Source organism: Sphingomonas ginsenosidimutans (assembly GCF_002374835.1).
GTDB classification, from domain to species: domain Bacteria; phylum Pseudomonadota; class Alphaproteobacteria; order Sphingomonadales; family Sphingomonadaceae; genus Sphingomonas; species Sphingomonas ginsenosidimutans.
The window spans coordinates 67,286-81,666 of the sequence record NZ_NWVD01000002.1; the positions used below are offsets into that span (position 1 = coordinate 67,286).

11 protein-coding genes are annotated in these 14,381 nt (G+C 68.1%); 10 read left to right on the top strand and 1 reads right to left on the bottom strand.

Annotation, left to right across the window (positions count from 1 at the left end; genetic code table 11):
- Positions 1 to 56: 56 nt before the first annotated feature.
- Positions 57 to 1,049, bottom strand: coding sequence for an adenosine kinase (locus tag COA17_RS05940; protein ID WP_096610955.1), 993 nt, complete (start codon positions 1,047 to 1,049; stop codon positions 57 to 59).
- Between the two features lie 95 nt (positions 1,050 to 1,144).
- Between COA17_RS05940 and COA17_RS05945 the strand changes: the two genes are divergently transcribed.
- The 10 genes from COA17_RS05945 to COA17_RS05990 all read left to right on the top strand — a co-directional run bounded on the left by COA17_RS05945 (position 1,145) and on the right by COA17_RS05990 (position 14,345).
- On the top strand, positions 1,145 to 1,813 hold the full coding sequence (locus COA17_RS05945) for an EI24 domain-containing protein (RefSeq protein WP_096610957.1): 669 nt from the start codon (positions 1,145 to 1,147) through the stop codon (positions 1,811 to 1,813).
- A complete protein-coding gene (locus tag COA17_RS05950) occupies positions 1,810 to 2,193 on the top strand; it encodes a hypothetical protein (protein WP_066491313.1) in 384 nt (127 codons plus the stop codon). Before COA17_RS05945 ends, COA17_RS05950 begins: the two co-directional genes overlap by 4 nt.
- Positions 2,194 to 2,256: 63 nt before the next feature.
- Positions 2,257 to 3,201 (top strand): ABC transporter ATP-binding protein, encoded by a 945-nt coding sequence (locus COA17_RS05955; RefSeq protein WP_096610959.1) that lies wholly within the window; start codon positions 2,257 to 2,259, stop codon positions 3,199 to 3,201.
- On the top strand, positions 3,198 to 4,439 hold the full coding sequence (locus COA17_RS05960) for an ABC transporter permease (protein WP_096610961.1): 1,242 nt from the start codon (positions 3,198 to 3,200) through the stop codon (positions 4,437 to 4,439). The genes COA17_RS05955 and COA17_RS05960 overlap by 4 nt, the downstream gene beginning before the upstream one ends.
- Positions 4,440 to 4,507: 68 nt before the next feature.
- Complete coding sequence (locus tag COA17_RS05965; protein WP_096610963.1) at positions 4,508 to 5,740, top strand: cytochrome P450; 1,233 nt, start codon at positions 4,508 to 4,510, stop codon at positions 5,738 to 5,740.
- A 183-nt stretch (positions 5,741 to 5,923) separates the two neighbouring features.
- Positions 5,924 to 9,268 carry a TonB-dependent receptor gene (locus COA17_RS05970; RefSeq protein WP_096610965.1) on the top strand — a complete coding sequence of 1,115 codons (3,345 nt, stop codon included), beginning with the start codon at positions 5,924 to 5,926 and terminating at the stop codon, positions 9,266 to 9,268.
- A gap of 109 nt (positions 9,269 to 9,377) precedes the next feature.
- A complete protein-coding gene (locus COA17_RS05975; protein ID WP_096610967.1) occupies positions 9,378 to 10,568 on the top strand; it encodes a sensor histidine kinase in 1,191 nt (396 codons plus the stop codon).
- Positions 10,568 to 11,371, top strand: coding sequence for a LytR/AlgR family response regulator transcription factor (locus COA17_RS05980; protein WP_066711150.1), 804 nt, complete (start codon positions 10,568 to 10,570; stop codon positions 11,369 to 11,371). Before COA17_RS05975 ends, COA17_RS05980 begins: the two co-directional genes overlap by 1 nt.
- Positions 11,368 to 12,297: an oxygen-dependent tRNA uridine(34) hydroxylase TrhO gene (gene trhO / locus COA17_RS05985; RefSeq protein ID WP_245857477.1), complete on the top strand. Its 930-nt coding sequence runs from the start codon at positions 11,368 to 11,370 to the stop codon at positions 12,295 to 12,297. The genes COA17_RS05980 and trhO overlap by 4 nt, the downstream gene beginning before the upstream one ends.
- Before the next feature lie 191 nt (positions 12,298 to 12,488).
- The gene (locus COA17_RS05990) at positions 12,489 to 14,345 is read left to right on the top strand and encodes an ABC-F family ATP-binding cassette domain-containing protein (RefSeq protein WP_096610971.1); all 1,857 of its coding nucleotides are present in this window, start codon (positions 12,489 to 12,491) and stop codon (positions 14,343 to 14,345) included.
- The last annotated feature ends 36 nt before the right edge of the window (positions 14,346 to 14,381 follow it).

Below are 14,381 nucleotides of genomic sequence, written 5' to 3' on the forward strand. Positions count from 1 at the left end.
AGGAGCACGGCGGCGCTGTCCGGATCGTCACCCCGGGCGTGACCCGGCATGACGCGTCATACGTGCCCGGTCAGCGTCTTCAGGTCGACCATCGGCCGCGCGCCGAAATGCTGGATCACCTCTGCCGCGCAAATCGCGCCCAGAGTCAGCGACGCCTCCAGCGACTGGCCGCGCGCCTGGCCGTGGAGGAAGCCGGCGGCGAACAGGTCGCCCGCGCCGGTGGTGTCCACCACCTTGTCGATCGGCTGCGCCGGGACGCACACCCGCGCCTCGCCCGCGATCGCGCACGCGCCGCGCTCGCTCAGCGTGACGACCAGCAGGGGCACCTTGCCGCGCACCGCGTCGATCGCCGCCTCGACATCGCCCGTCTCGGTAAGCGACATGATCTCCGCCTCATTGGCGAACAGCACGTCGATCAGCCCCTGGTCGATCAATTCGTGGAATGCCGCGCGGTGGCGGTCGATGACGAATTCGGCCGACAGCGTGAACGCCACCTTGCGTCCCGCGGCGCGCGCGACGTCGATCGCGGCGCGCATCGCCGCACGCGGCTCTTCGGGGTCCCACAGATAGCCTTCGAGATAGAGGTAGCGCGCATCGGCGATCAGATCGCGGTCCAGCGCCGCCTCCGGCAGATAGTGCGAAGCGCCCAGGAAGGTGTTCATCGTGCGCTGCCCGTCGGGCGTCACGAAGATCAGGCAGCGGCCCGTCGTCGGCGCACCGGCGCGCGCGGGCGTGTCGAAGCGGATGCCCGCGGCGCGGATGTCGTGCGCGAACACTTCGCCCAGCTGGTCGTCGGCGACCTGCCCGATGAAGGCGCAGGCGTCGCCCAGCGCGGCCATGCCCGCGATCGTGTTCGCCGCCGAACCGCCCGACACTTCCTGCCCCGGCCCCATCTTGGCATAGAGCGCGTCGGCTTCCTCGGGGGAGAAGACCAGCGCCATCGCGCCCTTGGTCATGCCGTTGTCGGCGATGAAGGCATAGGTGGCGGGGGCAAGGATGTCGACGATGGCATTGCCGATCGCGACCACGTCGTAGCGGGGTTCGGTCAAGGAATTGATCCTGGATGGGGAAAGCGCAAGGTCGCCCGCGTAAAGCGCCGCGTGCCCTTGCGCAACCGCGTCGCGCGGCGCAACGCTGGCGCGCGATGATCCGCGCGTTCTTCCTCGCCGTCGGGCAATTGGGCGATCCGCCGGTGCGCCGCGTGCTGTTCGCCTCGCTCGCGATCACGCTGGCGATCTTTGTCGTCGCAGGCGCGGTGCTGTGGTGGGGGATCGACGCGCTGCTGGCCAACGTGGCGTGGCACGGCGCGCTGGCGGGCGTGGCGGCGACGCTCGTGACCGTGCTGGCGTTGTGGCTGCTGTTCCGCGCGGTCGCGATCCTGGTCGTCGGGCTGTTCGCCGACACGATCGTCGCCGCGGTGGAGCGGCGCCATTATCCCGATCGCCTCGCCGGCGCGCGCGCCGTGCCGTTCCACCGCGGGCTGGCGATGGGCGCCGGATCGGCGGCGCGGTTCGTGGGCGTGAATCTGCTGATGACCCCCGTCTATGTCGCCTTGCTGGTTTCCGGGGTGGGCACTGCGGCGGCGTTCTTCGTCGTCAATGCCTGGCTGCTGGGACGCGACCTGACCGATATGGTCGCCGCTCGGCACATGGACGCTGCGGCGATGCGGGGCTGGCGCGCGGCGACCGCCGGGCGGCGGTTCGCGCTGGGGCTTGCGGGCACCGCCCTGTTCGTGGTTCCGCTGCTCAACATCCTGGCGCCGGTGATCGGCGCCGCGATGGCGACGCACCTTTATCACGGGACCGACCGATGACACCGCAGCCGCGGGCCTGCCGCCTGATCCTGCCGTTCGCGCTGGCGCTGCTGGGCGGCTGCGCCACCACCGGCACCACGGGCGGGGCCGCGCGCGCACCGCTGATCCCGATCCCGCAGACCGGGCTGACGCATATCGTCGGGCAGGATGCCGCCGCGCTGGTGCGGCAGTTCGGCCAGCCCGACGCCGACGTGCGCGAAGGCACCGCGCGCAAGCTGCAGTTCACCAGCGCGATCTGCGTCATGGACGCCTATCTCTATCCCCCCAAACAGGGCGCGGAGCCGCGCGTCACCTGGGTCGACACCCGCCAGCGCGACGGCAGCAGCATCGATCGCGCCAGCTGCGCGGCCGCGATCGCGCGCCGCACCGGCGGCAAGTAAGCGATTGGCGCGGCGCGGCGGCGCCGCTACCACCCCGCGCTGGGCAATCAAAAGGGGCGCTACGTGTCATCCCATCCGTCAGCCGTCGTCGCCGACGGCCTGGTGAAGCGATTCGGCGATCGGCGGGTCGTCGACGGCGTCGACCTAGTGGTGCCGCGCGGTGCGATCTACGGTGTGCTGGGCCCCAATGGCGCGGGCAAGACCACGACGCTGCGCATGTTGCTGGGCATCATCGAACCCGATGAGGGCGAACGCATCCTGCTGGGCGCGCGCCACCCGCGCGACGCCGGCGACCGCGTCGGCTATCTGCCGGAGGAACGCGGCCTCTATCCCGCGATGAAGGCGCGCGAGGCGATCGCGTTCATGGGCGCGCTGCGCGGACTGGACTGGGCCACCGGCCGTGCCCGCGCGGCGGAGATGCTGGAAGCCGCCGGGCTGGGCCATGCGGTGGACGAGAAGATCCGCAAGCTGTCGAAGGGCATGGCGCAGCTGGTCCAGCTGCTCGGCTCGGTCGTGCATCGCCCCGACCTGATCGTGCTGGACGAGCCGTTTTCCGGGCTGGACCCGGTCAACCAGGAACGGCTGGAGGCGCTGATCCTGGCCGAGCGCGATCGCGGCGCGACGATCCTGTTTTCCACCCACGTCATGGCCCATGCGCAGCGGCTGTGCGACCGGCTGGCGGTGATCGCGGGCGGGCGCCGCCGGTTCGAGGGGACGGTCGACGAGGCGCGCGGGCTGCTGCCGCCGCAGGTCCGATACGTTCCCCATCATACCGATGCCGCGCTGGCCGACCTGCTGCCCGGCGATGCGACGCGCGACGGCGACAGCTGGCGTTTCCAGCTGCCAGCGGAGGGGATCGAGGGGCTGCTGACGCGGCTGATCGCCGCCGGATACGGCATCGCCGGCCTCGCCATCGAACGCCCCGGCCTGCACGAGGCGTTCGTGCGCATCGTCGGCGAGGCGGCCGCCGCATCCGGCCCCGCAACCGTGACGGAGCGCGCCGCATGACCCCCTTTCGCCGTCACCTGCGCCAGACGCTGACGATCGCCCGCCGCGATTTCACCGCGACGGTCTTCACCCCGATCTTCCTGCTGTTCCTGTTCGCGCCGATCATCATGCTGTCGTTCAGCCTGATCGGCGGGCTGGGCGCGGCCAATGCCACGCGCGGCACCGCGGCCAAGCAGCGGCTGGTGCTGCTGCTGCCCGCCGACGACGCGCGCGCGGTGATGGCCGCCGACGCGCGCCAGCGCACGCTGCCCGACGATGATCGCGCCCCGCCGCGACTGGTCGCGCATCCGGTCACCGGGGATACCGCGGCGCAGGCACGCGCGATGCTGGACGGGCACGGCGCGGTGGGCGGCATCAGCGTCGCGGCGGTGCTCCACGGCGCGCTCGACCGCCCGGTCGTGAGCTATGCCGCGGGCGACCGGGACGAAGCGCGCTACCTCGCCGCGCTGGCACGCGACGCCGCGCTGGTCCGCCGCGCCGGCGCGCCCGCGCTCGCCGAACCGGTGCTGGAGCGTGTCGCCACCGCCGCTCCGTCCGCCGGCGGGCGCGATGCATCGGCGTTCGGCGCGGTGTTCGGCATCTTCTTCCTGACGCTGTTCCTGTCCGGCCAGGTCGTCGGCACGATGGCGGAGGAGCGCAACAACAAGGTGATCGAGGTGCTGGCCGCCGCGGTCCCGCTGGAAAGCGTGTTCCTGGGCAAGCTGCTCGGCATGTTCGGGGTCGCGGTGCTGTTCGTCGCCTTCTGGGGAACGGTGGTCAGCCAGGCCGGCGCGTTCCTGCCCGGCGATCTGGGCGCGGGGCTGCGCCAGCTGTCGCCCGCGGTCGGCGCGGGGCCGTTCGCGCTGCTGTTCGCCGCCTATTTCGCGACCGCCTATCTGCTGCTCGGCTCGATCTTTCTGGGCGTGGGGGCGCAGGCATCGACGATGCGCGAGATCCAGATGCTGTCGCTGCCGGTCACCATCGTGCAGGTGGCGATGTTCGCGCTCGCATCGGCCGGCGCATCCGATCCCGACGGCTGGCTGGCGATCGGAACGCAGCTGTTCCCGCTCTCCTCCCCCTATGCGATGGCCGGGCGCGCCGCGGCGCTGCCGGGACTGTGGCCGCATGCGCTGGCGCTGCTGTGGCAATTGGTGTGGGTCGCGATCTTCATCACCGTCGGCGCGCGGCTGTTCCGGCGCGGCGTGCTGCAGTCGGGCAGCGCCAAGCCCGCGTGGCGACGGTTGTTCGCGCGGGGATAGGGCGCAGTAACCCCATTGACACCAGTGTCAGTTAGGTTTCTTCTCGCAACCAAAAGAGGAGAGTGACCATGGCGACCCTGGCCCAGGACGTGACCGCGCCCGCCGACCCTTTCGACGTCAGCCGGCCCGAGCTTTATCGCGACGACACCTGGCACGAACCGTTCCGCCGGCTTCGCGCCAAGGCGCCGGTGCACAAGGTCGTCGATTCGGATTTCGGCCCCTATTGGTCGGTGAGCACGTACAAGCCGATCGTCGAGGTCGAATCGCTCCCCGATCTCTATTCGTCGGAGGCGAACGGCTTCACCATCTCGCGGATTGCCGAGGATGAGGTGCGGATGCCGATGTTCATCGGCCGCGACCGCCCGATCCACACCGCGCAGCGCCGCACCGTCGCCCCCGCCTTCACCCCCAGCGAGATGGTGCGGCTGACGCAGAACATCCGCGACCGCAGCGCCGAGGTGCTCGATACCCTGCCCTGGAACACCGCGTTCGACTGGGTCGAGCGCGTGTCGATCGAACTGACGACGCAGATGCTGGCGATCCTGTTCGATTTCCCGTGGGAGGACCGCGCGAAGCTGACCATGTGGTCCGACTGGATGGGTGACATCGAACTGGCCAAGAGCGAGGAACTGCGCCAGCAGCGGCTCGAGAAGATCTACGAATGCGGCGCCTACTTCCAGAAATTGTGGGCGGCCAAAGCGGGCGCGGCGCCGACCCCGGACCTCATCTCGATGATGATCCATTCGGACGCGATGAGCCACATGGACGCCAACGAATTCATGGGCAACCTCATACTCCTGATCGTCGGCGGCAACGATACGACGCGCAACACCATGTCCGGCCTCGTCTACGCGCTCGACCAGTTCCCCGCGGAGCGCGCCAAGCTGGAGGCGGACAGCACGCTGATCCCCAATGCGGTGAGCGAGATCATCCGCTGGCAGACCCCGCTCGCGCACATGGCGCGCACTGCCCAGCAGGATACCGAACTGATGGGGCAGCGGATCGCGGCGGGCGACAAGGTGGTGATGTGGTACATCTCCGCCAATCGCGACGAAAGCGTGTTCGGTCCCAATGCCGACGATTACCAGGTCGATCGCCCCAATGCCCGCCGCCACCTGGCGTTCGGGCACGGCATTCACCGCTGTGTCGGGGCGCGGCTGGCGGAACTGCAGGTTGCGATCCTGCTGGAGGAGATGGCGAAGCGCCGGATGCGCGTGAACGTCACCGGTGCGCCCGATCGCGTGGCCGCCTGCTTCGTCCACGGCTATCGCCACCTTCCGGTGGAAATCTCCCGTTATTGAGGTGGTTGGCCGACCGATAGGTCGGCCGCCCTGTCTCTTTTTTGCAACGCCACCGCGGCGTGTTGCAGCGCCGAACGATAAGACTCGCGACTGTCACGGGAACGACATATTCGCGGCGCAGTGGCGCGCCCAACGGCAATAGCCTGCGCGCCGCGGGCCAAGGGCCAAAAGGGGACAGAATCGATGCGAAACAACCTTTTCGTGGGTGTGGCCGCGGTCGCGCTCATCGCGCCGGCAGCCGCCATGGCGCAGGAAACCACCTCCACCATCCGCGGCAGCGTGACGTCGAACGGCGCCCCCGTGGCGGGCGCGACCGTCGAGGTCGTCAACGTGCCGTCGGGGACGCGCCAGAACACGTCGACCGACTCCAACGGCAGCTTCACTGCTACCGGTCTGCGGCCGGGTGGCCCCTACTCGGTGACGGTGCGGGCGCCGGGCTACACCGACACCACGATCACCGACGTCAACACGATCGTCGCCCAGACGTTCGACCTGCCGATCGAACTGGCCGCCGAAGGCGCCAGCAGCGACATCGTCGTGACGGCATCGTCGATCTCGAGCGCGCGTACCGTCAGCCAGGGTCCGGCAACGGTGCTCAGCGCGACGAAGATCGGCACGATCGCCTCGGTCAACCGCGACATCCGCGACCTGATGCGTCGCGACCCGCTCGCCCGTCTCGACGACACGCCCAGCGGCGGCCGCGCCGTCAGCTTCGCCGGCCAGAACGCGCGTTTCAACCGCTTCACCGTCGACGGCGTCCCGATCACCGACAACTTCGGCCTTAACCCGGACGGCTTGCCGAGCCGCCGCTCGCCGATCCCGCTCGACGCTATCGGCCAGTTCCAGACCAAGGTTGCGCCGTATGACGTGCGCGAGGGCAATTTCCAGGGCGGCGTCGTCAACGTCATCCTGAAGTCGGGCACCAACGAATTCCACGGCACCGGCTTTTATTCCTATTCGTCGGACGAACTGGCCGGCACGAAGACGAAGGCCGGCCCCGGCGTCCCGACCGGGGTCGTCACGCTGCCTAACTACAAGTACGAGAACTACGGCGCCGAGCTGGCTGGCCCGCTGATCAAGGACAAGCTGTTCTTCATGGTCGCCGGTGAGCGCCTGCGCGCGCCGCGACCGATCGCCGAAGGGCCGACCGACAACAACGCCGGCAACGCCGTCCCGGGGCTGACCCAGGCGACCGTGAATCGCATCTCGGACATCGCGCGCACCCGCTACGGCTATGAGACCGGCGGTGTCGTCAACAGCAACCAGGATAAGGACGACCGCCTCGTCGCCCGCATCGACGCGAACCTGTCGGACACGCAGCGGCTCGCAGCGACCTACAGCTACGCCGAAGATTCGATCGTCATCACCAACAACACCAGCGTCAACCCGTCGGCGCCGCAGCTGGGCCTGGCGTCGAACGCCTATATTTCGGGCAACAAACTGCACACCGGCGTTCTGCAGCTGAACTCGCAATGGTCGGACGACTTCTCGACCGAAGTGCGCGGCTATTACAAGAAGTACGTTCGTCTGCAGGATCCGCTGCTGGGTCGCGGGTTCGCGGAGTTCCGCGTCTGCGCCGCCGAAAATTCCGACCGCGGCAACCCGGGTTCTGCCGGCGCCTCCGCTTCGGTCACCTGCGCGCCGAACACGCCGCAGGTCGCATTCGGGCCGGACGTGTCGCGTCAGACCAACGCACTGAACACCGAAACCTGGGGCGGCACCGTGCAGGCGCGCCTGACCCGTGAAGGGCACGACCTGCGCATCTTCGGCGACATCGCGCATGTCGACGTGTTCAATGCCTTCCTCAGCAACTCGAACCCGCGCGGCGGCACTGCCGGCACCTATTACTTTGACTCGATCGCCGACTTCGCAGCGGGCAATGCCCAGCGTTTCGGCTATACCAATGCCGTCCCGACGCCGAACCCGGATCTCGCTTCGGCGGTGTTCAATTACTGGCAGTACGCCTTCGGCGTGCAGGACAACTGGGCGATCACGCCGACGCTGAACGTCAGCTACGGCATGCGCTATGACCTGTATGGCAGCCATAGCCGCCCCTCGCTGAACCCGACGTTCACCAGCCGCTACGGCTTCACCAATGCGTCTTTCCTGTCGGGTCGTGGACTGTTCCAGCCGCGCGTAGGCTTCGACTGGAAGCCTGACCGGCAGCTCAGCGTCCGCGGTGGCATCGGCATCTTCGGTGGCGGCGCACCCGACGTTTATACGTCGAACAGCTTCTCGAACACCGGCATCCTGTCGAACACCATCGACATCCGTCAGCTGAACGACGGCAGCTACGCCGGCAACGCGACCTTCCCGGCCGGGTTCAATCCGCAGGCGATCATGACGAACGTCAACGGTTCGGCGGTGCCGGCGGCAGCGAACACCTATCTTGTCGGCGGCGTCTCCGCGGCGGCGACGAACGCGGTCGATCCCAACTTCAAGCTGCCCTCGCAGTGGCGCGGGACGTTGTCGGTCGACTACACGCCCGAATTCCTGGGCGGCGGCTGGAACTTCGGCGGCGACTTCTTCTGGTCGAAGGTTCGCGACCAGGTGTTCTGGACCGACATCCGCTCGGTCCCGACCACGTCGCGCACCCCGGATGGCCGCGTGCGCTACACGTCGCTGACCACCTTCTCCGACACGCTGAATGACATCCTGCTGACCAACACCTCGCGCGGTCGCAGCTATGTTGCGGTGGCGCGCGTCAACAAGCAGTTCGACTTCGGGCTGTATGCAGGCATCAGCTACACCTACCAGAACATCAAGGATCAGACCCCGGCGACCTCGTCGACAGCTGGTTCCAACTACGCCAACGGCGCGTTCCTTGACGGCAACAACGCCGCATACGGCGTGTCGAACGACGAGGTGCGCCACAACATCAAGTATGACGTGACCTTCGATCACGCCTTCTTCGGCGATTACAAGACGACGTTCGCGTTGTTCGGCGAAACCCGCATCGGCCGTCCGTACAGCTACACGATGCAGGACACGTCCAGCGGGCGCAGCACAATCTTCGGCACCACCGGTTCCGGCACGCGCTACCTGATCTACGTGCCGACCGGCATCGACGATCCGCGCGTCTCCTATGACAGCACCACCACCCGCGACACCCTGGACGCCTTCTTCCAGTCGTCGGGCCTGGCGAAGTATCGTGGGTCGATCGCGCCGCGGAATGCGTTCAATTCGAAGTGGTTCACGCGCTTCGACCTGCACGTCGCTCAGGAAATCCCGACGTTCGTCGGCAATTCGCGGATCCAGCTGTTCGCGGATATCGAGAACTTCACGAACTTCCTGAACAAGAACTGGGGTCAGATCCGCGAGTACGGTTTCCCGTACAATGCGGTGGCCGCCCGCGTGACCTGCCTGGTCGCTGCGACGCCGACCGGCACCACCGGTACCGCGCCGACCAGCACCGCGCAGCCTTGCGCCCAGTATCGCTACAGCCTGCCGAATGCGACGCCGACCGATACGATCTACGCGCCGCAGTCGCTCTACACGATCCGCATCGGCGCGCGCTTCAGCTTCTGAGCTGCGGCGCCCACCGGGCACCACCCAACGCAAAGGCCGTCGCCCCAACCCGGGGCGGCGGCCTTCGTCGTTTTGCACCGGGCGGCGCGGCGTTGTAGAGAGGCGGACGATGGCAACGTCACCCGCTCCCGCCGGCCCTGCCCCCGTCGCCTCGACCGGGGCCGCCGCCTCCCGCCCGCCCGCCGCGACCGGCTATGTCTCCGCCGCGGGGCAGCGCCCGCTGTTCGTCCGCCCGTTCTTCGAGGACAAGTCGCGCGCCTTCTGGAAGCTGCAGGCGGCGGGATGGAGCGGCTATCTGATCCTGCGCTCGGTGTCGTCGCTGTCGGGCAATTTCTCGCTCCAGACGATCGTGCCGGTGATCGTCGAATCGATCGTCGGCTATTGCATCACGCTGCTGCTCTCGACGCTGTACGGCTATTACCGCTCGTTGCCGCGCGTCACCGGCATCATGCTGACGATCTTCACGCTGGCGGCGGCGACGTTCCTCTATGCGCTGCTCGACGCCTTCTCGTTCAGCTTCATCAAATTCGCCGCGCCGGGCGTCGACCTATCGCTGCTGCTGGGCACGTTGTTCCTCAATTTCACCGTGCTGGCGGGGTGGTCGGCGCTGTATTTCGGGATCAACTTCTATCTGATCGTCGAGGATCAGATCGACCAGATGGAGCATCTGGAGAATCAGGCCTCCTCGGCGCAGCTGGCGATGCTGCGCTATCAGCTGAACCCGCATTTCCTGTTCAACACGCTCAATTCGATCTCGACGCTGGTGCTCCTGAAACAGACCGAGCGCGCCAATGCGATGCTCAGCCGGCTGTCGTCGTTCCTGCGCTACACGCTGGCGAACGAACCCACCGCGCACGTCACCGTCGCGCAGGAGGTGGAGACGCTGAAACTGTATCTCGAGATCGAGAAGATGCGCTTCGAGGACAGGCTGCGCCCGAAGTTCGAGATCGATCCCGCGGCGGAAAAGGCGCGCCTGCCCTCGCTGCTGCTCCAGCCGCTGGTCGAAAATGCGATCAAATACGCCGTCACTCCGCAGGAGGACGGCGCCGAAATCTGCGTCGCCGTTCGGCTCGTCGGCGACAGGGTGCTGCTGGGCGTATCCGACACCGGACCGGGTTTGATGCCGACGAAATCGCGGCCATCCCTTTCAACCGGCGTGGGTATCGCCAATATCAGGGAGCGGCTGGCGCAGGCTTATGGGCCTGATCACCGCTTCGATGTGCGTGCCATGCCGACGGGCGGGTTCGGGGTCGAGATCGAGATCCCGTTCCAGCTCGAAGTACCGAACAGAGAGGTGTGATGACCATTCGTACCATCCTCGTCGACGACGAGCCGCTTGCCATCCAGGGGCTGGAGCTCCGCCTCGCGGCGCACGACGACGTCGAGATCATCGCCAAGTGCCAGAACGGGCGCGAGGCGATCAGCGCGATCAAGACCCATAAGCCCGACCTCGTCTTCCTCGACATCCAGATGCCCGGTTTCGACGGCTTTTCAGTCGTGCAGGGGCTGCTGGACGTCGAACCGCCGCTGTTCGTGTTCGTCACCGCTTATTCCGATCACGCGATCCGCGCGTTCGAGGCGCAGGCGACCGATTACCTGATGAAACCGGTCGAGGAAGCGCGGCTGGCCGACACGCTCGACCGCGTGCGCCAGCGCCTGTCGGAGCGGCAGAGCGTCGGCGAGGCGGAGAAGCTGAAGGAAGTGCTGGCCGAACACGCACCCGAGGCGGCAGCGGAGATCGGCGACGGCAATGCCGAACAGCCCAATGCCAGCCGGTTCGAGAAGATGATCAACATCAAGGACCGCGGGCAGATCTTCCGCGTCGACGTCGACACGATCGAGCGGATCGACGCGGCCGGCGATTACATGTGCATCTACACCGGCGACAACACGCTGATCCTGCGCGAGACGATGAAGGACCTGGAAAAGCGGCTCGACCCTCGCCGGTTCCAGCGCATCCACCGCTCGACGATCGTCAACCTCGACCTGGTCAAGCAGGTGAAGCCGCACACCAACGGCGAATGTTTCCTGGTGCTCGATTCGGGCGCCAGCGTGAAGGTCAGCCGCAGCTATCGCGACGTGGTGGCGCGCTTCGTCCATTGACGACCCAGCTGCCGATCCGGGTTTCCGCGCTCTACCGCTTCGCCCGACTCGACGATCCGCACGCCGCGCGCGGCCCGCTGCTGACGGCCGCGCGCGACGCGGGGGTGAAGGGAACGTTGCTGCTGGCGCATGAGGGCGTCAACGGCACGATCGCGGGCGCCCCCGAGGCGCTCGACCGCGTGATCGCGCAGGTCCGCGCGCTGCCGGGCTGCGCCAACCTGTCGCTCAAGCACAGCTGGTTCGATGCCAACCCCTTCCACCGGCTGAAGGTGAAGGTGAAGCGCGAGATCGTGACGATGGGCGTCGCGGTCGATCCGCTGACGGATGCCGGCACCTATGTGGCGCCCGCCGACTGGAACACGCTGATCGCCGATCCGGAGACGCTCGTGATCGACACGCGCAACGATTATGAGGTGGCGGTCGGCACCTTCGCCGGCGCGGTCGATCCCGGCACCGCCAGCTTCGCCGACTTCCCCGCCTGGTTCCGCGCGCACCGCGGCGACCTGATGGCGGGCAAGCGGCGCGTGGCGATGTTCTGCACCGGCGGCATCCGCTGTGAGAAATCCACCGCCTTCCTGAAGGGCGAGGGGGTGGAGGCGGTCCACCACCTCGACGGCGGCATCCTGCGCTACCTGGAGGAAGTGCCCGCGACCGACAGCCTGTGGGACGGCGAATGTTTCGTCTTCGATCAGCGCGTCGCGGTCGGGCACGGGCTCGCGCCGGGCACACATGTGCTGTGCCACGCCTGCCGGATGCCGGTCAGCCCCGCCGACTGCGCCTCGCCGCTGTATGTCGAGGGCGTCAGCTGCCCCGCGTGCCACGCCACCCGCGACGATGCGCAACGCGCCGCCGCCGCCGAACGCCACCGCCAGCAACGCCTCGCCGAAGCGCGCGGCGAGGCGCATGTCGGGCGGCGGTTCGACTAAGCTTCGTTCGCCTGCCCCCAGCCCGCTGCGTCCCCCCAGCGAAAGCTGTTGTCCTTCGCGGCACGGGCGCCCCGCCAACCAATCAGCAGATCCCGGCCTTCGCCGGGATGACGTGCGGGCGAGAGGCGGCCGCCACACCGTCCCGCCCCACCTTCCCGATCCCGCCGCAATGCGGTACAGCGCCGCGCATCATGCTCAACCTCAACGGCATCACCGTGCGCCTCGGCGGGCGCACGATCCTCGACAGCGCCAGCGCCGCCTTGCCGCCGGGAAGTCGCGTCGGACTGATCGGGCGCAACGGCGCGGGCAAGTCGACGATGGTCCGCGTCATCGCCGGCCTGCTGGAGCCGGACGACGGCACCCTGGACATGCCGCGCGGCGCGCGCATCGGCTATATCGCGCAGGAGGCGCCAGCCGGCGACAGCACGCCGTTCGATACCGTGCTGGCCGCCGACACCGAGCGTGCCGCGCTCTTCGCCGAGGCGGAGACGTGCGAGGACATGGACCGGCTGGGCGACATCCACGAACGGCTGATCGCGATCGACGCCCACGCCGCGCCCGCCCGCGCCGCGCGCATCCTGGTCGGCCTGGGTTTCGACGAGGAAGCGCAGCAGCGCCCGCTCGACAGCTTCTCGGGTGGGTGGAAGATGCGCGTCGCGCTCGCCGCGCTGCTGTTCTCGCAACCCGATCTGCTGCTGCTCGACGAACCGTCGAACCACCTCGATCTGGAGGCGGTGATGTGGCTGGAGGATTTCCTCAAATCCTATCGCGCGACGATCGTGGTGGTCAGCCACGAACGCGATTTCCTCAACAACGTCGTCGACCACATCCTGCATCTGCAAGGCGGCAAGACGACGCTTTACGTCGGCGGCTATGACGCCTTCGAGCGCCAGCGTGCCGAACGCATGGCGCAACTGGCCGCGGCGAAGGCCAATCAGGAGGCGCAGCGCGCGAAGCTTCAGGATTATGTCGCGCGCAATTCCGCCCGAGCCTCCACCGCCAAACAGGCGCAGAGCCGCGCCAAGATGCTGGCGAAGATGCAGCCGATCGCGGAGATGGCGAACGACCCGACGCTCAGCTTCGATTTCCCCAATCCCACCGAACTGCGCCCGCCGCTCATCACGCTCGACCATGCCAGCGTCGGCTATGGCGACACGCCGATCCTGTCGCGGCTCAACCTGCGGCTCGATCCCGACGATCGCATTGCGCTGCTCGGCCGCAACGGCAACGGCAAGACCACGCTGGCGCGGCTGCTGGCGGCGCAGCTGGCGCCGCTCGACGGGCACATGTCCGCCACCGGCAAGATGAAGGTCGGCTATTTCACCCAGTATCAGGTGGAGGAACTGGACCCCGACGACACGCCGCTGGCGCATATGACGCGCACCATGACGGGCGCGACCCCCGCGGCGGTGCGCGCGCAGCTGGGCCGGTTCGGCTTTTCGGGCGATCGCGCCACCGCGCGCGTCGGCACGATGTCCGGCGGGGAGCGCGCGCGACTGGCGCTGGCGCTGGTCACGCGCGAGGCCCCGCACCTGCTGATCCTTGACGAGCCGACCAACCACCTCGACGTCGACGCGCGCGAGGCGCTGGTGCAGGCGCTCAACGCCTATACCGGCGCGGTGCTGCTGGTCAGCCACGACCGCCATATGGTGGAACTGACCGCCGACCGGCTGGTGCTGGTCGACAAGGGGCAGGCGCGCGAATTCAACGGCACGCTCGACGATTATATCGCGATGGTGCTGGCGGGCGAGGGCAAGCCGGCAGGCGCGAAGGGCAACAAGAAGGACGACCGCCGCGCCGCCGCCGAACGGCGCGAGGCGGACAAGGCGCTCAAGAAGCGCGCCCGCGACGCCGAGGCGGAGGTCGCCCGGCTGATCGAGGAGCGCAGCGCGGTCGACCGCGCGATGTTCGACCCGTCGACCGCCGACCCGAAGCTGTCGAAACTCACCATGACCGATCTGATGAAGCGCCGCGCCGACCTGTCCGAACGGATCGAGGCGGCCGAGGCGCTGTGGATGGAGGCGAGCGAGGCGCTGGAGACGGCGTAACGCCGCCACACGCCGCGCCAGTCCTCCACTATCGTC